Source organism: Arcicella rosea (assembly GCF_014204325.1).
Lineage (GTDB): Bacteria > Bacteroidota > Bacteroidia > Cytophagales > Spirosomataceae > Arcicella > Arcicella rosea_A.
Map to the genome: position 1 here is coordinate 80,323 of NZ_JACHKT010000018.1, position 25,423 is coordinate 105,745.

The following is a 25,423-nucleotide window of genomic DNA, read 5'->3' on the forward strand; positions in this document are numbered from 1 at the left end:
AAAAAAATAAAAAATATTTCATTTCAACTGAGTATGGAGTATTAGGTATCGGCTATTTCAAGTATAGAGCAAAATAATACAAATTATTCTATGTTAGATTACAGCCAATATACAGCTAATGAATTCGCTTTGGATGCGAGTTTCAGAAAATGGGTTTTGAAAAACACGCCAACAGAAAGTATTTTCTGGGAAAATTGGCTTGCTCAACACCCTGAAAAGCATGAAACTATCCAACAAGCGAAAGCAATCATTGTTGCTCTTAGAAATGTTCAAGAGGAAATCGGGGAAGAAGAAATCGCAGCAGCAATTGCTAAAATTGTAGATGTAGCCGAACAACGTAACATTAAAAAAGTAAACTTCTGGCGTAATTCATTCTTTCAAAAAATAAGTTTGGCTGCTTCGGTATTACTCGTGACTTTACTTTCCTATGTAGTTTTTGAAAAATTATCCGAAAAAGAAACACCAACATACAGTAATTCTGTAGCCAAAATCGCACAGAAAACGAAATTCATCGAAATAAAAAACACTTCATCAACAAGCCAATTAATTACTTTATCAGACGGAAGTTCTGTGGTTTTGCAAGCTGACAGTAAACTAAGTTATCCAGAAAAATTCACGGGCAATACTCGTGAAGTAGTACTTTCTGGGGAAGCTTTTTTTGAGATTGCTAAAAATCCAAATCAACCATTTTTTGTTTATGCCAACGAAGTAGTGGCAAAAGTACTAGGAACAAGTTTTACCATCAAAGCTTTTGAAGATGAAAAACAAGTTCAAGTATTTGTTAAAACGGGTAAAGTTTCGGTTTTCTCTCAGAAAAATGTTACGCTCAAAGAACAACAAGTAAGCAAAGTATTAACGGGTTTACTGGTTTTACCAAATCAGCAAGCCACTTTTATTCGTCCGAAATGGCAATTCAAACGAGCTGAATTGACTGCTCCGCAAATTATAGCATTGCCTGTCATCCAAAGCCAGAGTTTTATTTTCAAGAACAAATCAGTACTTGAAGTGTTTGATATTTTAGAAAATGCCTACGGAATCAAGATTGAATACGACAAAACTTTGATGGCTTCTTGTGAACTAACTGCCGAATTGGGCGATGAACCTCTAGCTGAAAAAATCAAACTTATCTGTGAAGTATTAGAAGCCAAATATGAAATGAAAGATGGTAAAATTGTGATTGAGGGAAAAGGATGTAATTAACCGTCAGACTTGATAGAACTAATTAAAACAATTTCAAAACATAAACAATCATCAAACAATTAATAAAATCTCAAATCAACGTGAAGTAATCAATCTATCAAATTTCGTGTAAAAAAAAGCCGATGATGCTACCAACATCACCGACTTAAATATCCCTAAAAGTGCTCAAGCTTTTCAACATCAACTATTCATTTGATGCAGGGATTCTTTTGTGTCAGTCGTTCAAAACTAACAATTCAAAATTATGTCAAAAAATCGACAATTTAACAAGATTCCGATTAAGATCATGCGAATCAGTTTATTCCAAACCATTATTACCTTTCTGTGCATTTCGTTTGCAAATGCAAGGACAACAAATGCTCAGGAAATACTTGACCAAAAGGTAAGTATCAACGTTAGTCAGCAAGAAGTTGAGAAAATTCTTGAAAGGATAGAAACCGAGGCAAATATCAAGTTTATGTATAGCCCTCAGTTGATTATGGCTAACAGAAAGGTAAGCCTTGTAGCAAAGAAAGAGAAACTTTCAACGGTTTTAGAAGAATTGCTAAAGCCTTTGAAAATCAATTATGAAGTAGTTGGAAGGAAAATCTTACTGAAAAGATTGAGCCCTAAAACTGCTTTGAAAATGGATGTAGAAGATAAATTGGGCATTTTAGAAAGCAATATTGTAGAACAAACCATCAAAGGGAAAATTACTGATGCTGAAAATAATGAAACCATTGCTGGTGTAAGTATTGCCATTAAAGGAACTACACAGGGAACTACAACGGATGCGAATGGGAATTTCTCATTGGTCGTTCCTAACGAAAAAGCAGTACTGGTTATCACTTCGGTTGGTTATGACCCACAGGAAATCACGGTTGGTAATCGCTTTTCAATCAATATCAGTTTAGTACCTGATAGTAAAAACCTGAATGAAGTAGTTGTGGTAGGTTATGGAACGCAAAAAGTAACCAATGTTTCGGGTGCAATCGCTACAGTAAAAGGTGCTGATATTGAAAAACTTCGTCCTGTTCGTCCTGAAGATGCCCTTCAAGGTAGAGCTTCTGGTGTTACTGTTATTTCAAACGGTTCGCCAGGTTCAAAACCAACAGTATTGATTAGAGGTATTCCTTCTTTTTCTGGAACAGACCCTGTTGTTATTATTGATGGCGTACCGCAAACATTGAATGACTTTAATTCAATCAATTCGGCTGATATTGAATCAATGAACGTGTTGAAAGATGCCGCAACTACAGCAATTTATGGGGTAAAAGGTGGAAATGGAGTGATTGTAGTAACCACAAAAAGTGGTGGAAAGAATCAGAAAGCAGAAATTTCTTACAGTAGCAATTACGGCGTTCAACAAGTAATGAACACGATTGGCGTGTTGAATGCAACTGAATATGCTGCCATTTTAAATGAAGGAAGTTTGGTTTCTGGTGGAGGATTGATTTTTAAAGATTTAACGACAATAGGCCTTGGAACAGATTGGCAAAAACAAGTTTTTAAAGATGCTCCTTTGCAATCGCACAATGTTTCGGTAAAAGGTGGAAGCGAAAAAGTTCAGTACTTTCTTTCTGGGGGATATTTAGGACAAGATGGTATTGTAGGTGGTGGTGAAAACTCAAATTTCAACCGTTTGAATTTTACAACAAACCTTACTTTTCAGATTGCACCCAAGTTGAAATTCTTGGCAAATACCAGTTATGTAAATATTAAAAGTGTAGGAGTACAAGAAAACTCTTTTAATTCAATTATAGGAAGTGCCTTGAATTTCGACCCAACAGTATCAGTATTAAACACTGTACCGAATACGGTAGGAAAATATGGTTTCAGTAATTTATTGCTTTCAGAGATTTTTAATCCTTTGACTAAACTGGATAACAACTACAATGAAAGTAATGGTAACAAATTATACGGGAAATTGGAGCTTCAATATGAAGTAATCAAAAACCTGACGCTTTCTTCTCGTTTTGGTTATACCAATTTTAATAATACTTTCAAATCGTTTACGCCGCTGGCTTTTTATGGCCCTTTGAATGTTGAAAATACCATGAATGCCGACGGCTCAACTGTTACGGGCAGACATAACAGTGTTTACGAATCTAAACGAACAGACAATACTTATACTTTTGAAACTTTTGGTACTTATAATTTCAGCATCAATAATGACCATCATTTTGAAACTGTATTAGGGATTTCACTGGCTAAAATAGCTGGCGACGAAATCAATGGTTCAAGACAAGACGTTCCTTTTAATTCATGGACTTTCGCAGACCTTACTTCTGCAACAGGTATCAATACTGCTACTAATACCAATGCACAAACTGTAGGTAACGGACAATATTTTAGAAAAAACCTTTCGTACTTCGGTAGAGTAAATTATGACTATAAAGACAAATATTTAGTATCGTTCTCTGCTCGTCGTGATGGTTCTTATGCTTTCGGGATTGATAATAAATTTGCCAATTTCTATGCTGGTTCTTTGGGTTGGGTGATTTCAAACGAAGATTTTTTCAGTGTTGATTTCTTGAATTACTTGAAAATCAGAGGAAGTTATGGTTCAATCGGTAACGAAAACGTTAATCCACAATATGTAGGTATTATTTCTGGTGGTCCAAGTTACGCAGGCGATGCCAACAGTAACGGTTATACTTTTGGAAATACTTTTACGACTGGTTCTACGGTGGGTTCTTATGCGAATACTACTTTACGTTGGGAGAAACAGTTACAAAGCAACTTTGGTTTTGATGTACGTTTTGGCAATAATAAATGGTCGCTTTCGGCAGATTATTTTGACAAATCGGTTGATGGTTTATTATTTACGCCTTCTATTTCATTGTATTTGGGTGCTGCTGCTGCACCAACGGCGAATATTGGTTCAACCAAAAGTAGCGGTGTTGACTTGAATCTTGGATACAATGCTGAAATCGTTAAAGATTTAAAACTGAATACTAACGTTACTTTTACTACTTCAAAAAACTTAGTAACTGCTACTAATTCAGACGGTACTGCTATTATTCCGGGTGGTTCATATTTCAATGGACAATCACAAACGGCTACTCGTTTCCAACAAGGTTTTGCTCCGGGATATTTCTACGGATTTAAAACCAATGGCTTGTTCCAAAACACTGCACAAATCGCTGAAGCACCTACACAAACAGGAGCTGTTCCAGGTGATATTCGTTTCGTAGATGTGAATGGCGACGGACAAATTACTGATTTAGATAAAACACAAATCGGTAATCCTTTCCCTGACTTTACAATGGGTTGGAATTTAGGAATTACTTACAAAAGCCTTGATTTGAACGTCTTTACTTATGCGTCTGTAGGTAACGATATTTACAGAGCTTATGAAAGAAATGCGATTTACTCTAACAAATTCAGATCTGTTTTAGGAAGATGGACAGGTGAAGGTTCAACTAACGATGCCAACAATCCACGTTTCTCTTTCGTAGATGCTAACAGTAATATCAGAGTTTCTGACCGCTACATTGAAGATGGAAGTTTCGTAAAAATCAAAAATATTCAGATTGGTTATACATTACCTTATGCTTTAGTACCTAAGAAAGTTGTGAATAAAATTCGCATTTATGCTCAAGTAAAAAATGCTTTCACTTTTACGAAGTACTCTGGTTACGACCCAGAAATTCCGGGTGGTGTTTTAGATACTGGTGTTGACCGTGGTAATTATCCACAAGCTAGAACTTGGTCTATTGGTGTTGATGTGAGATTTTAAATTTGGGTTTTCAGCTTTCGGATTTCGGACATCAGTTTTTTGACTTCTAATTACGATTTTCAGTAATTAAAGCTGATAATCTAAGCGTAAATAAAAGGTTAAATTCCAAATCCGACAACCGAAATCCGATGTCCGAAAGCAATTACATTTTAAGAAAAACTAACAATGAAAAATATAAAAAATATTCTCTATTTTCTATTCATTACAATGGCTTTTACTAGCTGTAGTGAATGGGTTGACTATAGTCCAAAAGATGATTATAGAGTAACCGACCAAGATTATTTGAAATCTTCTGCTGATTATCAAAGTATGGGTGTAAGTGTTTATTCGCCTATACAATGGTTGAATCAGTTAGTGCCAGTGGGTGATATTGCTTCAGATAATGCCGTAGCAGGTGGTGAAAATGCTTCTGATGTGCTGGATTTTCAGAATATTGATGACTTTACACTTACAGCACAAAACGGAACTTTAGCTGAACTATGGAAGGCTTCTTACGAAGGTATCAATCGTGCTAATTATCTGTATCAATACAAAGATAAAAATCCAGCGGGCGAAGTAATCTCTTTTCCTGAAAAAGAAGCCATGTATGGTGAAGTAGCTTTTTTAAGAGCTTACTATTATTTCACTTTGGTAAAAGTATTCGGAAATGTGCCTTTGTTTACAGATAGAAAACTAGGAATTGCTGATTCAAGAACATTGAAACAAGCACCTAAAGCAGATGTTTATGCACAAATTGAAAAAGACTTAACCAATGCCATTGCTGTTTTACCAAGTACTGACCCTAAAAATGGTAAAATTACCAAATTTGCGGCACAAGCACTTTTAGGAAAAGTTTACTTGTATCAAAATAAATTTGATTTAGTAGCAGGAGTATTAAAAAGTGTAATTGATGGCCCCTATTCTCTAGTATCAAATTTCGGTGACATTTTCTTACAATCTGGTGAAAATGGTGCTGAGGCTGTTTTTGAAATTCAGTATTCAAATCTTTCTCCTTATTACAATTGGGGTGGTGTTACTCGTGGACAAGGAAATTTGGCTGTTCAGCAATGTGGTATTCGTGGACTTACTGGTAATAGTCCCTATGCGGCAGGTTGGAGTACTAATTTGCCTACGCAAGACTTAGCAAATGCTTATGAAGCAGGTGATAAAAGAAAAGAAGTTACTTGTCTGGATATTGAGGCTTACAAAAATGCTAATCCTAGTTTTGGCATTACTTATCAAGTAGCTCCGTATAAAAATACAGGTTTATATAACCAAAAATACTTGCCAAGAAAAGGAGAATCTAGCGGGCAAATCGAACTGAATTATTTGAATAACCAACGTATCATTCGCCTTTCGGATGTCTATTTGATGTATGCTGAGGCTTTGAATCGTAAAGCTTCTCCAGATGATGTAAATGCACAATTGTACTTAAACAGAGTACGTCAAAGGGCTTTTGGCGATAATGCACATAACATCTCGGCTACTGGAAATACCTTGAAAGAAGCTATCTGGGCTGAACGTAGATTAGAATTAGGTATGGAAGGCGACCGCTTTTTCGACTTAGTTCGTACTGGACAAGCGGCTACCAAAATCAGAAATTTTGTAGTTGGAAAGAACGAAGTATTTCCAATTCCTCAAGCTGAAATTGAAGTTTCTGGCTTGGTACAAAATGCTGGTTATTAATTCAGACTCATATTTTCTAAATGAATTTCGATGAAAAATATACATAAATTTTTATCCATGATAGCGTTTATCGCTATCATGTCGGCATGTAATGAAAAGTTTTTTGATGATATTTCTTTTCTTGAAACTGCCTCTTCGCCAGCAAAAATGTCGGCTCTTTTTGACATTACCCAAGATAATACGGGTTTAGTAACCATCACTCCCAATGGTGAAGGAGTGGCTACTTTCTCGGTAAATTTTGGTGATGGTACTGCTACAACCGCTACTGTAGATGCTGGAAAAAGTGTACAACATAAATATGCTGAAGGACTTTACACGGTGAAATTGGTCGGAAAAGGTGTTACAGGAAAAGTGACTGAAAGTACACAAGAACTTACTGTCTCTTTTAAAGCACCTGAAAATGTAGAAATGAATGCTACTATCGACCCAGCAAATCCTTTTAAAGTAAACGTTTCGGCAAAAGCTACTTATGAAACTTTATTTAAAGTGTATTTTGGAGATGTTGCCAATGAAGTGCCTGTTTCTTTTTTAGAAGGTGAAACTATCAGCCATACTTATACAGCAGTAGGAAATTATGAGATGAAAGTGGTGGCTTTGAGCGGTGGAAAAGCAACAACCGAAGTAAAAAAGACCATGAACATTGTAAGTCCTGTAGTATTACCACTTGACTTTGAAACGGCTGGACAAACCTATAAATTCAATAATTTTGAAGGTGGTGATGTTTCGGTAATTGCTAATCCGCAAGTAAGTGGTATTAATACTTCTTCAAAAGTGGCTAAGATGGTGAAATATGCAGGACAAACTTATGGTGGAAGCTTAATTACTTTGGGTGGGTCAATGGATTTTTCTGTCAATAAATACTTCTCGATGAAAGTGTTTTCTCCAAGAGTAGGTGCAAAAGTTTTATTGAAAGTAGAAAATTCCTCAAACGGTTCACAAAGTTTTGAGAAAGAAGTTACTACAACCAAGGCAAATGTTTGGGAAGAATTAATCTTTGATTTCAGCACTATTAATACGGCTAATTCATATCAAAATATCGTATTGATTTTTGATAATGGTACTCGTGGCGATGGTTCAGCTAATTTCACTTTCTTGTTTGATGATATTAAATTGATGAATCCTGTTGTGATTGCACCAATTAATTTACCTGTCACTTTTGATGTCGCTAATACAAATTATACCGTAACTGATTTCGGAAATAATACTACTATCGATGGCGTTGACCCAACGAATGCAAGTAACAAAGTAAAAATTACCACCAAACCTGCTGGTGCTGAAACTTGGGCTGGAACTACTATCGGAACAGCAAGTGGTTTTGCTTCTGCTATTAAATTGACGGCTGCTAATCCTAAAATGAGTGTGAGAGTATATTCTCCAGTAGCAGGGATTCCCATCCGATTAAAAATTGAAGATCGTAGTAATGCTTCTATCTCTGTTGAAACAGAAGTATTAACTAAATCTACTAAAGCTTGGGAAGAATTAACATTTGATTTCACCAAACATGTAGCGGGTACACCAGCACTTAATTTATCGAATACTTATCACAAAGCTTCACTATTCTTTGATTTTGGAACGGCTGGTAATGGTAAAGTTTTTTATTGGGATGATGTAAAAATCGCTACAGCTACTGAAACCAATAATACGCTTACTATTCCATTGACTTTTGAATCTACTTCTTTGAAATACGACTTCTCGAACTTTGACGGAGGAAATGCAACTGTTTTGGCTAATCCACATTCAAATGGCATCAATACTACAGCTAAAGTAGCCCAGATGGTTAAAAACGGTGGTCAGCCTTGGGGAGGTGCTTTTATTTCTTTAGAGAAACCGATAGATTTTTCTGTTGGTAAAACTTTTAAAATGAAAGTATATGCACCGAAAGTAGGTACTAAAGTTTTATTGAAAGTAGAAAATCTGACGGATGGTGGCGTAAGTTTTGAAAAAGAATTAAGCACAACAAAAGCTAATGCTTGGGAAGAACTAACTTTTGATTTCAGTGGAATTGATGTGAGTAAAAGTTATCAAAAAGTTGTCCTGATTTTTGATAATGGAACCAAAGGAGATGGCTCTGCTAACTTCACTTATTTATTTGATGACATCATTCTTTATTAATCTAACATTCAGCAATCATGATAACTAATAATATAAAATCATTCGTACTCATTTTGTGTGCATCAGCAATGTGTTTTAGTGCTTGTAAACAAGCAGAATATGCTTTTGGAGATATTGTTGCACCTTCTAATCTTACATTAACCGCAGTTGTGCAAGGGGTAGATGCCAACAATCCAAATGGTAATGGTTCTGGAAATGTGGTGATTTCAACGCTTGCCGACAAAGCGTTGACTTATAAAGTTGATTTCGGTGATGGAACAACGCAAATGGTTCCTTCAGGAAAAATTACTTATAAGTATAGTCTTCCCGGTACTAAAGATTATACCGTTACAGTAAGTGCTGTCGGAACAGGTGGTGCTGCTTCTACCTTGAGTAAAAAAGTAAAAGTATTTGTGGCATTTGAAGTTCCTACGGATATTCTTACGGCTTTGACAAACAATGCTTCAAAAGTTTGGGTGAATGATAAAGATGCTGCGGGCCACGTAGGTGTTGGGCCAGTAGATGCTTTCTCTCCTATTTGGTATGCAGCAGATCCAAATTCTCGTCCAGCTTGTTTGTATGATGATGAAATCACTTTTACAAAAGATGCTAACAACAACGTAGCAATGACGGTAGATAACAAAGGTCAATCTTCATTAATTGGTGCGGCTACTTCATACTATGGTTTAGCTGGTGGCGATGGTTGTTATGATATAAGTACTACGGGTGCTAAAAATTTAATTTTTTCGGGTGCTACTTCAGCATCAACAGCTGCTAATTCTACCAGAGTACAATTTACTGTGCCAGGCAATGGCATTGTAAATTTCGCAACAGGTAGTAATACTTATGAAATATTAGCACTTTCTGCCAACAGCATGACTTTAAGAACAATCGGTGCTGATGGAAATGCTTGGTTTACCAAATTGAAAGTAAAACAAGCCGAAGAACCCGTAACTGAGAAAAAATTGTTTTGGTCGGAAGAGTTTGATAAAGACGGTGCCCCTAATCCTGCTGTTTGGGGTTACGATTTAGGCAATGGAGATAATGGTTGGGGAAATGCTGAAAAACAATTTTACACAAACCGTACCGAAAACATCCAAGTGAAAGACGGTATCTTAAAAATCACGGCTCAAAAAGAGAATTACAGTGGTTTTGCTTATACTTCTTCGAGAATTCAAACCATGAATAAATTCTCTTTTACTTATGGTAGAGTAGATATTCGTGCCAAACTACCTACTGGCGGAGGTACTTGGCCAGCTTTATGGATGTTAGGAAGTAATATTCAAACTGTTGGTTGGCCTGCTTGTGGCGAAATAGATATTATGGAGTACAAAGGCAACGAACCAAATAAAATTTACGGAACGATGCACCACCCAAATCATTCGGGAGGAAATGGTGATAGTGGTAATACTACCATCACCAATGCCTCTACTGAATTCCATATCTATTCGGTAGATTGGTCGGCAAGTACTATCAAGATGTATGTTGATAATAAGCTTTATTACACTTTCACCAACACTAATAGTTTGCCATTTAATAAAGATTTCTTTTTTATCATCAACTTTGCAATGGGCGGAACATTTGGTGGGGCAATTGATCCAAATTTTGTTTCTTCAACCTTTGAAGTAGATTATATTAGGGTTTTCAAGTAGATGGTTTTAACAGAAAAAGACAGGTTAATAGCCTGTCTTTTTTAATGTTGGAGTATCTGCTACGAGAATATAGGCTCCCGCTTTTAGAATTAGAGCATCCGCTAAGAGAATATAAGCTCCCGCATTTAGTATTAGAGCATCCGCTACGAGAATATAGGCTCCCGCATTTAGTATTAGAGCATCCGCTACGAGAATATAGCCTCCCGCTTTTAGAATTAGAGCATCCGCTACGAGAATATAAGCTCCCGCATTTAGTATTAGAGCATCCGCTACGAGAATATAGGCAGTTTAAACAAATTGTCGGTATCCTGAAATTTAAGAATTCATAAAATTTCTAAACCGAATTAATGCAGTTGTAGAAGAATTATAGCAAAAAGAAAAGATTGAGAATAGTGTCATACGCTTCATTTTTAAGCTATAAACATTTGAATCCTTCGGATTCTTTTCGTTTATTTGTTTTAGTTGTTATCAACTAAATCGTCAGTAAAACAGTGAGTATTATAATACAAAACCCCATAAACAAAAAAAACCCGGATTCATGCTCCAGCATCTAAATACTGGGAGAGGAATGACCGGGACTGCTACTACAAAGATAAACTGAAAATTATGAATAAGCACTACTACGAGAAGATATTTTCAACGCAAAGAATGAGCAAATATTTTCAAAAATACCCTAATAACGAGAATAAGGCAATAACACATTATCATTTGAATATAATGGTTTCTGAGTCTTTTTACCCTATATTATCTATTCTTGAAGTATCATTACGTAACAGTCTCAATAGAGAATTAACTACCTTTTTTGGTACTGAAAATTGGCATTTAGAGATTGAATTAATTCCAACACTAAACAGTTTAACAAATGATATTAACACTGCTAAAAAACATATTCTAAACAGAAACGAATCTATCACGGCATCTAAAGTAACGGCTGAACTAACTTTAGGTTTCTGGGTAAAACTTCTCAATACAAAATACGAACAAATATTATGGAAGCCACTCAGAAAGGCTTTCCCTTATCTCGAAAAAATAAATCGACAAAGAAAAACTGTTTCTGCTCCATTAAATAAAATAAGAAACTTTAGAAATAGGGTTTTCCATCATGAACCAATCTCTTGGAATTTCAGCGAACTTGAAAATACTCATAAAGAAATCATTCAAGTAATGGGATGGATTAATAAAGATTTACCTCTAATTATTGCTGAGATGGATAGGGTAGAAAATGTGCTAAAAAGTGCTAAAATTAGGCTCAATGAATAATGCTTACTACTTCATTTGAGTTTTCTTATAAGAATAAGAAAAAACCAATCCAAAACCCAAGCCTCTAAATTTGCCTTTTTTTTTTGCCCCTTTATGGCGAATAGTGTAATTTTGCACATCTTCAAGAAACAATCATTCAAAATTCTTCAAGATGCCATCGTAAACCTAATACTTTGGCTCACTGAATTCATTACTGAATCAATGCAAGATAAGATTAACGACATTCATCAGCAGATTGCTGATTTTACTATTTCCAACAAGGAACAATTAGAGGCTTTCCGTATTGCTTATGTAGGACGTAAGGGCGTAATTGGTGATCTTTTTGATGAACTAAAAAATGTTGCACAAGAAGAACGCCGTGCCGTTGGACAATCCCTGAATTCATTAAAAGAAGCGGCTCAAGTAAAATTCAATGAGTTTCAAGCTTTAATGGAAGCAAGTACTGAAAAATCAGTGGCGGTTGAATTTGATTTAACGCTCCCAAATGTTCCTTTTGAAAATGGCAGTATTCATCCATTAACTTTAGTACGTGCTAGAATCATCGAAATCTTTGCTAAAATGGGTTTCAATGTTTCGGATGGTCCTGAAATAGAATCTGATTTTTATAATTTCACGGCATTGAATTTTGCAGAAAATCACCCTGCTCGTGAAATGCAAGATACTTTCTTTATCGAGAAAAAAGGTGGAAACGTTGCCGACGATATGTTGTTAAGAACGCATACTTCTAACGTACAGATTCGTTTGATGCAAAACCAAAAACCACCTTTGCGTTCAATCATGCCGGGACGTGTGTATCGTAACGAAGCCATTTCTGCGAGAGCTCACTGTTTATTTCACCAAGTAGAAGGCTTGTATGTTGATAAAAATGTTGGTTTCAAAGATTTGAAAGATACGCTTTATTACTTTGCCAAAGAGATGTTCGGACAAGATACTAAAGTGCGTTACCGTCCTTCATATTTTCCATTTACAGAACCTTCTGCCGAAATCGACATTACATGCTTAATCTGCAAAGGCAAAGGCTGTAATGTATGTAAGTATTCGGGCTGGGTAGAAATTGCAGGTTCTGGAATGGTTGACCCTAATGTGTTAGAACAATGCGGTATCGATTCACAAGAATACACAGGTTTCGCCTTCGGAATGGGTATCGAAAGAATCACGATGTTAAAATATCAAATTAAAGATTTACGATTATTTACCGAAAACGATGTAAGATTCTTACGTCAGTTTGAAGGATTATAAAGATAAAATCAAGTTGAATAAAAAGACCTGTAAACTCAGGTCTTTTTATTTTGTATAAGGCTATAAAATTCAAGTACTTCTAAGCGGAATTAACACATTTTAACAGCCCTATCCTCTTCAAGCCAATCTTATTTAGTATTTTTGAATTCAAATTTGTCTTTTGCTTACGTTGATAAGCGTTTCTGGCTAAAAAACGACCATTATCAACAAACAACCGATAACTGATAACGTACCCCTCAATGAACAATTTTAAAAAAATCAACAATCTCATAGGCTGGATTGTATTTGCTATCTCACTATTTGTCTTCACCGCAACGGTTGAACGTACTGCTTCCTTTTGGGATTGTGGTGAGTTTATCGCTTGTGCATTTAAACTTCAAGTTCCACACCCTCCAGGAGCACCTCTGTTTTTATTATTGGGTAGAATGTTCTCGTTGTTAGCAGGTTCAGACACCACTCAAGTAGCTTACTGGGTAAACATGATGTCGGTACTTTCAAGTGCTTTAACGATATTGTTTATGCACTGGACGATTGTTCTGATTGGTCGTAAAGTTTACAATAAAAAATTTGAAGAGCTTTCAAAAGGCGAAGCCATTACTTTATTGGGTGCTGGTGTAGTTGGTTCTTTGGCTTATGCTTTCTCAGATACTTTCTGGTTCTCGGCTGTTGAGGCAGAGGTTTATGCCATGTCATCATTCTTTACTGCTTTGGTAGTTTGGGCGGCATTCAAATGGGAAGTTATTGAAGATGAAGCTACTGCAAATCGTTGGTTGATTTTAATTGCTTATATCGTTGGTCTTTCAATCGGTGTTCACTTATTGAACTTGGTTACTGTACCTGCTTTGGCATTGTTATATTACTTCAAAAAATACCCAAAACCTACTTTCAAAGGTGGTATTATTGCTTTATTAGCAGGTTTATTTATTTTAGGAGTAATCAACTCGGCAATCATTCCGGGTATTCCTTCAATGGCATTCAAATTTGAATTATTGTTTACCAATGGTTTCGGATTACCTTATGGAATTGGTGCAAGTTTATTTATTGTGCTTTTAGTTGGTGCTATCGTTTGGGGAATTAGATATTCTATCAAGAAAGAAAAAGTAAACCTGAATATCTCTTTACTTTCATTAGTTTTTGTATTAATCGGATACCTTTCTTATAACTTGGCTTTTGTTCGTTCTACTTTTAATACTCCAATTAACGAAAACGACCCAAGTAATATCTTGAATTATGTAAAGTATTTGAAGCGTGAACAATATGGAGAACGCTCTTTATTGTACGGCCCAATTTATACAGGTTCTGTTGAAAGTGTAGAAAAAGGTGCACCTGTTTACAAAATGAAAGATGGTAAGTATGAGGTTTACGACTATAAACAAAAACTGATATACTCTAAAGACGGGCAGATGTTGTTGCCACGTGTTTATAGCAGTTCTCCTCAGCACATTCAGTTATATGAAGAAATGTTAGGATTAGCCGCTGGCGAAAAACCTAGCTTTGGCGATAACCTTAAATTCATGTTTACTCATCAAATGGGACACATGTACATGAGGTATTTACTTTGGAATTTTGTAGGTCGTGAAAGTGACGTTCAAGATGCTGGCGTAATTGATTATACCAGAAAAGGCGAGCTTCCAGAATTACTAGCACATAATAAAGCTAGAAACAATTACTTCTGGTTACCTATGATTTTAGGCTTATGCGGTTTTGTATTATTGGTTCGTAAAAACGAAAACGACTTCTTAGTAACAACCTTAATGTTCTTATTGACAGGTTTGGCACTCGTTGTTTTCCTGAACTCACCACCAGTTGAACCCCGTGAACGTGATTATATTTATGTAGGGTCATTCTATTTCTTTGCCATTTGGATTGGTCTAGGCGTAATTCAATTAGCAGAATGGTTAGGTAAATTCTTGAAAAACCCAATGGTTGCGGGTACTGTAGCAACTGTTGTAACAGCTGTTGTTCCAGTAATTTTGATTCAACAAAACTGGGATGACCATGACCGTAATCACCGTTACCACCAAATAGATTTTGCCAAAAACATGTTGAATTCATGTGCACCAAATGCTATTTTATTTACAGGTGGAGATAACGATACTTTCCCTTTGTGGTATGTACAAGAAGTAGAAGGCTATCGTACAGATGTGCGTGTTTGTAACCTTTCTTTATTAGGAACAGACTGGTATATCGACCAAATGAAACGTAAAACTTATGATTCGCAAGCACTTCCAATCTCTTTACCAAAAGACCGTTTCTTGGAAGGCTTGAACGAGCAAATCATGTATTACGAAAACCCAAATGTTAAAACGGGAATCAATTTATTAGAATATTTGAAATTGGTAAAAGATGATAATCAAGCTATCAAAGTACCTTTAACGGATGGCTCAATGATTAATACTTTACCAACTGAAAATCTATTCTTGCCAATTGATACCGAAGCAGTGAAAAAAGCAGGATTTGTTCCAAAAGATATGGAGCCATTCTTGACAGGTCAAATGGCTTGGTCAACTGGTAAAAATGGTATCATGAAACCAGAATTGATTCAATTAGATTTGATTGCTCAGAACGCTGCAACAGGTTGGAAACGTCCAATTTACTTTGCTACTACTTTACCTTCTGCAAGCTATTTGAACTTGAAAGAATACATGCAACTAGAAGGTTATGCTTATAGATTGATGCCTTTCAAAGTACCAGAAGCAAAAGATGGTTTTGTAAATAGCGAGTTAATGTATAAGAATCTGACTACAAAAATGTTCTGGCGTGATTTAGATAATCCTAAAACCTATTATCATTCAGATTTTTATTTAGAAGTTCCAGTGATAACAGCTCGTTTAGCTTTCTTGCGTTTAGCAGACCAATTAGTACGTGAAGGAAAATTTGCGAAAGCGAAAGCTGCATTAGATTATTGCTTGAAAGTAATGCCTGACAAAACTATTCCTTACGACCAACTTTCTGCCAATTTTGTAGCACTTTATTTGGCAGCTGGTGATAAGAAAACAGGCTTAGAAATGGCTGAAACTATCATGAATAGAAACAACAAAGCCTTGGACTATTATCTAAATGATAGAAGAGGTAGCGATGGCAGAGAAGTTCAAACGAATTTATATGAGATGCAAATCATCATTGAAGGCGTAAAGAATGCAAAACTCCCAGAAGCTGCTAAGTATCAAGCGATGTTTGAGAAGCAAATGAATAAAGCGAATTCTTAGTTTTTATTAGGACTGATGGATTTTGGACTTTAAGACTAAAGGAGTCTATTCAAAATAAAATGCCCTTATTCATATTATTGAGTAAGGGCATTTTATTTGTTTTCAGTATATTGATAAACTCTTGTTACAAACATAAACTCCCTTATACATTGCTGTATAAGGGAGTTTATGTTTATGGCAAAGCTTATTTGAATTCCTTTAGTCATAAAGTCCTACAGTCTTCAAATCTCAAATAAAATCTAATTAAAAAAATCTTTCATTTTCTCAAAGAAATTTTTGTCACTTTTACTTGGCTTTGGTTGGAAGTTTGGCGACGTTCTGAATTTCTCTAATTGTTCAGTTTCTTCACGACTTAGCGTTTTAGGTGTCCAAATATTTACGTGAATTAATTCATCACCCACACCATATCCATTCAATTCTTTGATACCTTTTCCTTTTAAACGAAGGATTTTACCTGCTTGCGTTCCTGCTTCAATAGTAATACGAGCTTTTCCACCAATAGTTGGTACTTCTACAGAAGTTCCTAATGCTGCATCAGCGAAGTTTAAGTATAAATCATATACTACATTCGTTCCGTCACGGTGTAATACTTCATCAGCTTCTTCTTCAATCACAATCAATAAATCACCAGCGACACCACCACGAGGAGGAACATTTCCTTTACCCGTCATAGATAATTGCATTCCTTCTGCAACACCTGCTGGAATTTTAATTGGAATGATTTCTTCTTCTAACACTCTCCCTTCTCCAAAACAAACTTCACAACGAGTTTTAATCATCTTGCCTTCTCCATTACAAGTAGGACAAGTAGAAGTTGTCACCATTTGTCCAAGCATTGTTTGCTGAACACGACGCACTTGACCAGAACCACCACAAGTCTGACATGACTGTAATTCTGTTCCGTTCTTCGCACCACTTCCGCTACAAGGTTTACAAGTAACATGACGTTTTACTTTGATTTTCTTTTCAACACCGTTGGCAACTTCTTCTAAGTTCAATTTAAGTTTAATTCTTAAATCAGAACCTTTTCTAGTTCTACGTCCTTGCTGTTGTCCTCCTCCATTAAAGAATCCACCAAAAGGATTGTTATCACCGAAAATATCACCGAACTGGCTGAAAATGTCATCCATATTCATGCCACCGCCGTTGAAACCGCCACCACCGCCAGCAGCACCACTCATACCTGCATGACCGAAACGATCATACTGGGCTTTTTTCTGTGCATTCGATAGTACTTCGTAAGCTTCGGCTGCCTCTTTAAATTTATCTTCGGCACTTTTGTCACCTGGATTTTTATCTGGGTGATATTTAATTGCCATCTTACGATATGCTTTCTTTATTTCGTCTTCCGAAGCTGACTTAGAAATTTCTAATACTTCGTAATAATCTCTTTTTGCCATTTTTTCTGAACAATGAATAAAGTAATGATTAAAACTTAACAATAAGCATTACTCTTAATATTTTTAGTTTGCTACAACAACTTTCGCAAAGCGAATTACTTTTTCATTCAAATAATATCCTTTTTCAACTACATCAAATACTTTCCCTTTATCTTCTTCTGTAGGAGCGGGGAATTGAGTAATTGCTTCGTGAACATCTGGATTAAATACTTGTCCTTTCGCATCCATTGGTTTTAAACCTTTGGCAGCCAAAATATTAATCAATTTATTGAAAATCAATTGAATTCCTTCTGAAATCTCTCCTTCTTGTGCGTTTGCTGTAGCTCTTTCAATATCATCAATCACAGGAATAACATCTACAATTACTTTTTCTGAAGCTGATTGAATCATTTCTAATTTCTCTTTCGCCGTGCGTTTACGGAAATTATCAAAATCAGAATACAGGCGTAAATATTTATCTTTTAACTCCGCTATTTCTCCTTGAAGTTTTTCAGTTTCAGAAATTTCTACTGTTTCTTCAATTACTGCTTCTATATTTTCAGAAACATTGTCAGTTTCTTGGGTCAACACTTGTTCTTCTGTCTGTAATTCTTCCTTATTTTCCATTTTCAATATACTTTTCGCTTTATTTTTATATTTGCTTAATACTCTCAAAAGTTTTGCCATTTGTTTTTTCTGTCAGATTGACAGATTTTGAATTGACAAAGTTACGTTTTTTTATACTCAGATTTATTGAATTGCTTTATTCTTCACTGCTAAACTTCGCCATAAATAAAAAACAGTATAAGCTTCCCAATCTTTAAAGGCTTCGAAAAAAGTATCTAAGTCTTTTCTCAAAGGTTTTTTAGGAAAATTTTTCAATGAATTCAGTGCATTATACAAACCAACATCTCCATAAGTAACACATTCTAAACGTTTTAAAGATTTCATCAAAGCATAATTGGCTGTCCATTCGCCAATTCCACGAATAGCTACTAATTTCTTAATGGCTTCATCAGTTGAAAGACTTTCCAACATTGTTTTTGAAAGTAATCCTTCCGAAAAATGACGAGCGATTTCAATTAAATACTCTGCTTTTCTCGTTGAAAATTGCATATTTTTAAGTTCTTCAACCGCTAAAGAAGCAATAATTTCAGCCTTTGGAAACAAGTAAAAATCAGTATTTTGATAAGTTTGTTTTTCGCCATAGGTTTCTGTTAATCTTCGCTTGAGCTTATACGCAAAACTAAGATTAATTTGCTGACCAATAATCGACCAACAAAGGGCTTCAAACAAATCTGGAATTCCCAATAATCTCAATCCATGATAATCTGAAACCATATATTTTAAATCTTCATCAAACGCTAATAATTGATAAAATGGGATTAAATCACGTTCTAAATCAAACCATTCGCTTACAAAATGGCAGATTTTTTCTTCGTCAATTTCACCAAGAATTACTTCAATTTGTAAGTATTCATCAAGCCGTTTTATTTCAACTAAACTTGGCTTTTCATTTACTGAAAGCAATTTTAACACAGAATTTTCCCGAACTTCGTGCAGACAATCATCATAGTTTCTATCTAAAAACCATAAACATTCTTGAAAAGAAAACTGTGGAGGAACAGGAAGAAGAAGTGAATTCATGTTTTTTCTTGCAAAATACTGAATTGTTTTCTTCCATAAAAACTAAAACTTGCTAATCTGACCGCAAAATGACTATCGAAATTTTCACAAAATACATTGATTCCCCTTTGGGCATGATTGAAGTATCCGCTACCGAAAGCTATTTGACTTCCATCCTTTTTGTGGAAACACAGAAAAAACCAAGTCCACGCAAAGAAGTAACGGCAAACATATCTCCTATTATTGATGAATTTGAGCAACAAATGAAAGAGTATTTTGAAGGAACTCGCAAAGATTTTGAACTCGCCATCAAACACGAAGGAACGGATTTTCAGAAAGCTGTTTGGGGAAAATTGGAAACGATTCCTTATGGAAAAACGATTTCATACTTAGAACTTTCAAGAAGGATTGGCAACGAAAAAGCCATTCGTGCCGTTGGAACGACGAATGGTTCAAATAAATTTACAATTGTTGTGCCATGCCACAGAGTAATTGGGACGAATGGCTCATTGGTTGGTTATGGTGGTGATTTATGGCGAAAAAAATGGCTTTTAGACCACGAAGCCAAACATTCTGGGAATTATCAGACGAGTATGTTTTGATACTTTTAGGTACTATTTTCTGTAGGACGAGTTTCCAACTCGTCCATACCATTAAATTTTACTTTCACGAGTTGGAAACTCGTTCTACGGGCTATTTGCTGCAAACAATTACAATCTTTTGATTTTGGGCATCGGTTGTTGCGAAAAGATAATCATCACCCCCTTCATTCAGTTTGAGCTTTTCTCTGATTTGCTTCACCGTCAAAGGAAAATTTCTAATCGTTATATTGGCTTTATTGCCTGAAATATGTTTGGCAATTTCCTTTTTATCCAATTTACAAACAGCTTTTATTTTAAAAGTTCTTCCCTGAAAATGTTCAACCAATTGTTCAGAAGTATAAAGATGACTATGCGGTGCAATTTTTTGTAATCCAAATACCTGAGCTGTCATTCTAAAAGCACCAGATTTTAAAATCGAAGCATTGGGTTCATACAAAAATTGTTTGGGTGAACTAAAGCTAATGACAGCCGTTTTCTCTTCCGATTTCTGAAAAGTAAAAACATGTTTTTCAGGTAAATCACTTCCAGCTACAAGTACTTGTTTTGGAAAATTGATGGCTTGAATTTTGGCTTCGCCTTCAAAATCTTTTTCAAGCTTAAATAGGATTTCTTTCACTTCATTCTCTACCGCAACAACATATACTTCAGATACATTTTTCAAGCCCAAAATTGCTAAATCAATATCCAACATTGGTGATACTTTCAGTAAAACATTATCTGTTTTCTCAAAAATTAAATCTTTAATTTTCAAGATATTAGGCTCGCAATCTTCTAGTTTTACTACTTTATTACCAGTGTCATCTCTTCGATGTGGGTCAAGATAAATCCAAGAGAATATTGTTTCACTTTGCTTTAAAAAAACTTCAGAATTTCCTCCTACAAATTGCACATTTTTAATACCCAACACTTCGTAATTATGCTGTGTAATTGTCAATAATTCACTATTTTGTTCGGTATAAAAAGCTTTTTTAAAATCTTTACTCAGATAAGCAAGGTCTATTCCCATTCCTCCCGTAAGGTCTAAAATACTTTCACCTTGCACTAAACTAGCTTTAAATTTTGCGGTAATTTCCGAGGAAGATTGTTCCAAAGAAAGCATTTTAGGAAAGAAAACATCAAGGTTTTCAGTCCACTCAGGAAGTTTATTTTTAGCTTTTTGTCTGGCTTGAATTTGTGCAACTAAATAGGGAATATTGAGATTGGGGAAACGCTTTGCTTGTAAAAGTAACTGATTAACATCATCATTGAGATGACTTTTAACAAAGGCTTTTTCTTCTTCTGAAAGTAAATATGTTGGAGACGATTCGATAATTTTAGCATTTAAGCTACAAAATTAAGCGGTAGAAATGACATTCTCGTTACGCACATTCATTTAAAGACTAAACAATGTTTGAGTTTAGGCTGTTGCTTCAATTTTAACAAAACAGAAACAGCCTATTGACAAGTAGTGATTAGTAATTAGAGATTGGCGATTATCATTTCACCAACCTAATTATCAACTATTTACAAAAACAAAAATGTCAATTAAAATATATTTACTACTTATTATTGCTCTTTTTTTACGAACTTTTTCTTTTTCTTAAATGGTTTTTTCTTAAACCCATCCGCATTCACTCTTTTGTTTGGTTGATAAACGGGAGCTTCTCCCATTCCATCTGGAAGCGGCGTTTTTGGGATTTCTCTTCCAATTAAAGTTTCAATTGCCGCAAATTTCTTTTGGTCTTTATCATTGATAAAAGTAATTGCAACGCCTTTTGTCTCAGCACGAGCAGTTCTACCAATTCTATGAATATAATCTTCGGGGTCGTGAGGGGTGTTAAAATTAACCACTAAGTTAATTCCTTCCACATCAATTCCTCTTGAAAGAATATCTGTTCCAATCAAAATTGGCAATGATTTACTTCTGAATTCACGAAGAATGTCTTCTCTTTCTTTCTGTTCTAAATCAGAGTGAAACGCTTTGGCTTTTAAACCAGCTTGTCGAAGTTCTTTATCTAATTGTTTTACGTTCTCTTTGGTTGAAGCAAAAATAATTACACTGCTGTATTTACCTTCTTCTAAAAGATGAGTCAACAATTTAATTTTCTGTGTATCATACACCAAATACGCTTGTTGTGAAATACCCTCAGAAGGTTTTGAAATGGAAATATTTACTTCTTCAGGATTTTTCAGAATAGTATTTGCCAACAATCTAATTTTGGGAGGCATCGTCGCCGAGAAAAGAATCGTTTGGCGATTAACGGGTAAATACTTGATAATTTTGATAATATCATCGTAAAAACCCATATCCAACATTCTGTCGGCTTCGTCTAAAATCAAATGTTTTAAATGCGAAAAGTTAATCTTCCCCATTTGTAGCAAAGCAATAAGTCTTCCAGGCGTAGCAATGATAATTTCTGCACCATCTTCTAAAGCCTTTTTCTGCTGATTCCATGCAGCACCATCACCACCTCCATAAATAGAAATAGAGCTTACTCCTGTGAAATAACCCAATCCTTCTACTTGTTGGTCGATTTGAGTGGCGAGTTCACGAGTGGGAGAAATAATCAGCGTATTGAGATGCCTTTGTTTTTCAGGCGTGTTGATAATTTTATGCAAAGTCGGCAATAAAAAAGCAGCAGTTTTACCTGTTCCAGTCTGAGCACAGGCAATTAAATCTTTATTTTGGAGAATCAGCGGAATAGCTTGTTCCTGTATTGCAGTTGGTTTGTTGTAACCCATTGAATCAAGGCCCTCTAATAGCTTTGAATCAAAGTTGAAATCTTGAAATGTCAATTTGTATTTGTTTAAAATTTGCTCGTCTAACAAGTATTGTCTTGAACTTGTTGGCTCTCAGTAAGTATTTCAGCACGAAGAACGAACAAACGTTGATGTTCAATTTTGAAAAGATAGCTAAAATTTACGACAAATACAAATTAACAATCCATACTCATTTATAGAAAAAAACTACAAAAGCTCGGTCAAACCCGCTGTGTAAGCCAAATTTGCCAATGCTTTCTCGTATTTACTCTTCAATGATTCTACTTTTATTTTCATATCAATCAACTTACTTTCACGAGTATTGATTAAAAATAAAGTACTTTCACCAATATCAAATTTTCGCTGTTCAGCTTTTGTAAGAAGTTCTTGATTTTTAGCGGCATCTTGCTGTATGCGTAGCTGACGTTCATAGTTTCTCACTTCGTTGTAAGCAGAATATACTTCGTTCATGATTTCACGACGAGCCAAATTCAGTTCAAAACCTGTACTTTGCTGTTTGATTCTGATTTGCTGTAATTTACCTCTTTCTTTTCTCAAGAAAAGTGGCATTACAAACTCAAAACCGACTTTATGGTTATTCGTTGAAAAAGAATTTTCGTAAGTATAAGCAGGATTTGAGCTAAAACTATCGGCAATTAAATTGAAATTAGCGTTGAAAGTAGGCTTTAGCATTTCCTTTCTAAACTTTTCTTCAATCCCCAATTGCTGAATTTTTAAATCATATTTCTGAATTTCAGGATGTTGTGCTTTTGCCTGAGTAATCAAACCTTGCAATGTGGTTTCATCAACTTTACGAACGGCAGATAATGGCGGGAAAGCATTTTCTGGTAATTCTAGTGGCGTTTCCTTTTCATCCCACAAATAATTCGATAACGCTAAACGAGCATTTTGCAAATCTACTTGAGCTTGTTCCAAAGCAACTTCACGGTCTTGTAAAGTAATTTTTGCTTCTACGGAATCAATCGTAGCTTGTTCTCCTACTCTCGAACGTTCACGAGTTCCCACAAATCTTCGATTCGCCAAATCATACCCTTCACGTACAAATTGTAATTGCTGATAGCTAAACCACCATTCCCAATAACTTTTTGCAGCGTATAAAATGGTTTTATTGATAAGTTTCTGACGTTCTGCTTCAGCAATATTTTTGGCTAAATTGGCTTGCTTTAACGTATTTCTTCTGGCATCAATCACTAACCCTTGTCCGATTGGAACGCTTAATCCTGCTACCATCAAACGGGAAGATTCTTCTGACAAAAGTTTTTTACCTGAACTTTGTTCATAACCAACTTTGAAATCTACACCTGTCCAAGTTGGAATTTTCAAGGCATTTTTCCAGCGATTATAATAATCATCGCCTTTAAAAGCCTTTCTATCAAAATCTGATGAAAGCTTTGGGTCGAAAGCACCTTTTGCTTGCATGATTTCAGCATCAGCATCCGATAAATACAAATTGGCTTGTTTTACGGTTGGATGATTTTTTAGGACTAAGCTTTTAAAATCTTCATAACTAAAAGATGACTGTGCATTCGCTTTGGGAATACACAGTGTTAAAAGTAGGAAGAAATATATGTTGTAAAATCGTGGCACTGAAAAAACCTTCGTTTTAAAAAGTCCAGTTTGATGAACGCCACTCATTTTTGATTGTTTCATTTTACTTGGCTTTTTTATGATTTAAAGCTCCCTCAGGCTCTTGTTTTAACGTTGGTGGAAAAGCATTTAATTGACGCCAGATTTCATACCAAACTGGTACGTCGTCAAGCATTACCCAACCTGCTACTCCAGAACCCATTCTTAATTGTTTTGGCCAATCTTGTTCGCCTTTATGGATTTTGGGAATAACTAATAAACGATATTCGCCTTTGGCATTATCAATTCTATCAATTACTTTCACCACACCACCAAAAGTGCCAACAGATGTTGAAGGCCAACCAGAAAACACTAAAGAAGGCCAACCTTCAAATTGTAAACGTACTTCACGTCCTTCTGTAATTAAAGGAACGTCCATCGCTTTTACATATAATTCTACTGCCATTTCAGGGGCAAAAGGTTGAAGCGTACAAATAGATTCTCCTTCTTTGATAGTTTCACCAATACCAGCTTTTAAGGCACGAACTACATAACCTTCTTGAGGTGCTTTGATATAATATTGATTTCTGCGAATGTCAACATTGGTAATTTTATTACTCAACTGTGATATTTCATACTGACCAGCTGCCAAAGAAGATAATGCCGAACTTTTATCTGACTGAGCTTTCGCAATTTTTTCAGCATATTCAGCACCAATTGAATTCAGTTCAATTTGGGCATTAGTTAATTCTTGACGAGAAATTGCCAATTTATTTTGCGTCGAAACTAATTTAGCTCTTGTTTCTTGCAATTTCAATTTACGAGACTCAAACTCACTCAAGGAAACCAAACCACCATTTTTGTATTGGTCTTCGCCCCTATCATATCGAGTTTGTGCAATATTAAATTGAACTTGTTCAGCAATGACATCTGTACTATCAGAGGTTACTTTTAACACTCCTTGCTTTACTTTATTTTTAGCTTTTTGTAAACTGAATTTTTGATTTTGTTCTAACGCTACAATTTGTTGTTCTAGGGCTACAATCTTTGCTTGGTAACTATCTAATCCAGCTTTTTTAGCTGTTAATTGATCTTGCAAACGAGCTGGAAGATTTGGGTCAAAGTAATCGTCTTTAGTTTCAGAAATCACCAAAAGTGTATCTCCTTGTTGTACTAAATCACCTTCTTTCACCAACCATTTTTCAATTCTTCCAGAAATAATATTCTGAATATTTTGAGGTCTATCTTTGGGTGTAAAGGCAGAAATATCACCTTTTCCAGTTACGTTTTGTTGCCAAGGTAAAAATAGCACCATTAATAAAATCACCACGATAGCCATCAGCCAACGCTTTAGCACTACTGCCGAACGTGGTGTATGAAGCGTATTGAGCGAATGTAATTCAAACTGCTCATTTACTCGCTTACTGACACTTTGTTTTGATAAATTTAACAT

General features: G+C 35.4%; 16 protein-coding genes. 9 read left to right on the forward strand and 7 right to left on the reverse strand.

Annotated features, from left to right (window positions below; all coding sequences use genetic code 11):
* The first annotated feature begins 90 nt into the window (after window positions 1-90).
* The 8 genes from HNP25_RS13010 (at window position 91) to HNP25_RS13045 (ending at window position 16,037) form a co-directional block, all read left to right on the forward strand.
* Window positions 91-1,200 (forward strand): FecR family protein, encoded by a 1,110-nt coding sequence (locus tag HNP25_RS13010; protein WP_184134746.1) that lies wholly within the window; start codon window positions 91-93, stop codon window positions 1,198-1,200.
* Between the two features lie 286 nt (window positions 1,201-1,486).
* On the forward strand, window positions 1,487-4,921 hold the full coding sequence (locus HNP25_RS13015; protein WP_221432467.1) for a SusC/RagA family TonB-linked outer membrane protein: 3,435 nt from the start codon (window positions 1,487-1,489) through the stop codon (window positions 4,919-4,921).
* A 165-nt stretch (window positions 4,922-5,086) separates the two neighbouring features.
* Complete coding sequence (locus tag HNP25_RS13020) at window positions 5,087-6,586, forward strand: RagB/SusD family nutrient uptake outer membrane protein (RefSeq protein ID WP_184134747.1); 1,500 nt, start codon at window positions 5,087-5,089, stop codon at window positions 6,584-6,586.
* Between the two features lie 57 nt (window positions 6,587-6,643).
* Window positions 6,644-8,698 (forward strand): hypothetical protein, encoded by a 2,055-nt coding sequence (locus HNP25_RS13025; protein WP_184134749.1) that lies wholly within the window; start codon window positions 6,644-6,646, stop codon window positions 8,696-8,698.
* Between the two features lie 17 nt (window positions 8,699-8,715).
* The gene (locus tag HNP25_RS13030) at window positions 8,716-10,329 is read left to right on the forward strand and encodes a family 16 glycosylhydrolase (RefSeq protein WP_184134751.1); all 1,614 of its coding nucleotides are present in this window, start codon (window positions 8,716-8,718) and stop codon (window positions 10,327-10,329) included.
* A gap of 648 nt (window positions 10,330-10,977) precedes the next feature.
* Window positions 10,978-11,589: a hypothetical protein gene (locus HNP25_RS13035; protein ID WP_221432468.1), complete on the forward strand. Its 612-nt coding sequence runs from the start codon at window positions 10,978-10,980 to the stop codon at window positions 11,587-11,589.
* Between the two features lie 201 nt (window positions 11,590-11,790).
* Window positions 11,791-12,828 carry a phenylalanine--tRNA ligase subunit alpha gene (pheS, locus tag HNP25_RS13040; protein ID WP_184134780.1) on the forward strand — a complete coding sequence of 346 codons (1,038 nt, stop codon included), beginning with the start codon at window positions 11,791-11,793 and terminating at the stop codon, window positions 12,826-12,828.
* Between the two features lie 239 nt (window positions 12,829-13,067).
* Window positions 13,068-16,037, forward strand: coding sequence for a glycosyltransferase family 117 protein (locus HNP25_RS13045; RefSeq protein ID WP_184134754.1), 2,970 nt, complete (start codon window positions 13,068-13,070; stop codon window positions 16,035-16,037).
* Between the two features lie 239 nt (window positions 16,038-16,276).
* Here the strand turns inward: HNP25_RS13045 and dnaJ are convergent, their stop codons facing one another.
* From dnaJ to HNP25_RS13060, 3 genes are all read right to left on the reverse strand, one after another.
* A complete protein-coding gene (gene dnaJ / locus HNP25_RS13050; RefSeq protein ID WP_184134756.1) occupies window positions 16,277-17,437 on the reverse strand; it encodes a molecular chaperone DnaJ in 1,161 nt (386 codons plus the stop codon).
* 63 nt (window positions 17,438-17,500) lie between these two features.
* Window positions 17,501-18,103 carry a nucleotide exchange factor GrpE gene (locus HNP25_RS13055; protein WP_229202859.1) on the reverse strand — a complete coding sequence of 201 codons (603 nt, stop codon included), beginning with the start codon at window positions 18,101-18,103 and terminating at the stop codon, window positions 17,501-17,503.
* 63 nt (window positions 18,104-18,166) lie between these two features.
* Complete coding sequence (locus tag HNP25_RS13060; RefSeq protein WP_184134758.1) at window positions 18,167-19,063, reverse strand: DNA-3-methyladenine glycosylase family protein; 897 nt, start codon at window positions 19,061-19,063, stop codon at window positions 18,167-18,169.
* Between the two features lie 68 nt (window positions 19,064-19,131).
* On the opposite strand from HNP25_RS13060, the gene HNP25_RS13065 reads away from it, so the two are divergent.
* Window positions 19,132-19,644: a methylated-DNA--[protein]-cysteine S-methyltransferase gene (locus HNP25_RS13065; RefSeq protein ID WP_184134760.1), complete on the forward strand. Its 513-nt coding sequence runs from the start codon at window positions 19,132-19,134 to the stop codon at window positions 19,642-19,644.
* 91 nt (window positions 19,645-19,735) lie between these two features.
* Here HNP25_RS13065 and HNP25_RS13070 read toward each other — a convergent pair whose 3' ends face one another.
* The 4 genes from HNP25_RS13070 to HNP25_RS13085 form a co-directional block, all read right to left on the reverse strand.
* A complete protein-coding gene (locus HNP25_RS13070; protein WP_184134761.1) occupies window positions 19,736-20,734 on the reverse strand; it encodes a THUMP-like domain-containing protein in 999 nt (332 codons plus the stop codon).
* A gap of 455 nt (window positions 20,735-21,189) precedes the next feature.
* Window positions 21,190-22,365 carry a DEAD/DEAH box helicase gene (locus HNP25_RS13075; RefSeq protein ID WP_229202860.1) on the reverse strand — a complete coding sequence of 392 codons (1,176 nt, stop codon included), beginning with the start codon at window positions 22,363-22,365 and terminating at the stop codon, window positions 21,190-21,192.
* Between the two features lie 225 nt (window positions 22,366-22,590).
* A complete protein-coding gene (locus HNP25_RS13080) occupies window positions 22,591-24,054 on the reverse strand; it encodes a TolC family protein (RefSeq protein WP_184134765.1) in 1,464 nt (487 codons plus the stop codon).
* 1 nt (window position 24,055) lies between these two features.
* Complete coding sequence (locus HNP25_RS13085) at window positions 24,056-25,423, reverse strand: HlyD family secretion protein (RefSeq protein WP_184134766.1); 1,368 nt, start codon at window positions 25,421-25,423, stop codon at window positions 24,056-24,058.

What these genes read in the sequence shown, in the direction of transcription:
- HNP25_RS13010 (WP_184134746.1), top strand. Translation starts at nt 91, where the DNA reads ATGTTAGATTACAGCCAATATACAGCTAATGAATTCGCTTTGGATGCG.
- HNP25_RS13015 (WP_221432467.1), top strand. Translation starts at nt 1,487, where the DNA reads ATGCGAATCAGTTTATTCCAAACCATTATTACCTTTCTGTGCATTTCG.
- HNP25_RS13020 (WP_184134747.1), top strand. Translation starts at nt 5,087, where the DNA reads ATGAAAAATATAAAAAATATTCTCTATTTTCTATTCATTACAATGGCT.
- HNP25_RS13025 (WP_184134749.1), top strand. Translation starts at nt 6,644, where the DNA reads ATGATAGCGTTTATCGCTATCATGTCGGCATGTAATGAAAAGTTTTTT.
- HNP25_RS13030 (WP_184134751.1), top strand. Translation starts at nt 8,716, where the DNA reads ATGATAACTAATAATATAAAATCATTCGTACTCATTTTGTGTGCATCA.
- HNP25_RS13035 (WP_221432468.1), top strand. Translation starts at nt 10,978, where the DNA reads ATGAGCAAATATTTTCAAAAATACCCTAATAACGAGAATAAGGCAATA.
- pheS (WP_184134780.1), top strand. Translation starts at nt 11,791, where the DNA reads ATGCAAGATAAGATTAACGACATTCATCAGCAGATTGCTGATTTTACT.
- HNP25_RS13045 (WP_184134754.1), top strand. Translation starts at nt 13,068, where the DNA reads ATGAACAATTTTAAAAAAATCAACAATCTCATAGGCTGGATTGTATTT.
- dnaJ (WP_184134756.1), bottom strand. Translation starts at nt 17,437, where the DNA reads ATGGCAAAAAGAGATTATTACGAAGTATTAGAAATTTCTAAGTCAGCT.
- HNP25_RS13055 (WP_229202859.1), bottom strand. Translation starts at nt 18,103, where the DNA reads ATGGCAAAACTTTTGAGAGTATTAAGCAAATATAAAAATAAAGCGAAA.
- HNP25_RS13060 (WP_184134758.1), bottom strand. Translation starts at nt 19,063, where the DNA reads ATGAATTCACTTCTTCTTCCTGTTCCTCCACAGTTTTCTTTTCAAGAA.
- HNP25_RS13065 (WP_184134760.1), top strand. Translation starts at nt 19,132, where the DNA reads ATGACTATCGAAATTTTCACAAAATACATTGATTCCCCTTTGGGCATG.
- HNP25_RS13075 (WP_229202860.1), bottom strand. Translation starts at nt 22,365, where the DNA reads ATGGGTTACAACAAACCAACTGCAATACAGGAACAAGCTATTCCGCTG.
- HNP25_RS13080 (WP_184134765.1), bottom strand. Translation starts at nt 24,054, where the DNA reads ATGAAACAATCAAAAATGAGTGGCGTTCATCAAACTGGACTTTTTAAA.
- HNP25_RS13085 (WP_184134766.1), bottom strand. Translation starts at nt 25,423, where the DNA reads ATGTTAAATTTATCAAAACAAAGTGTCAGTAAGCGAGTAAATGAGCAG.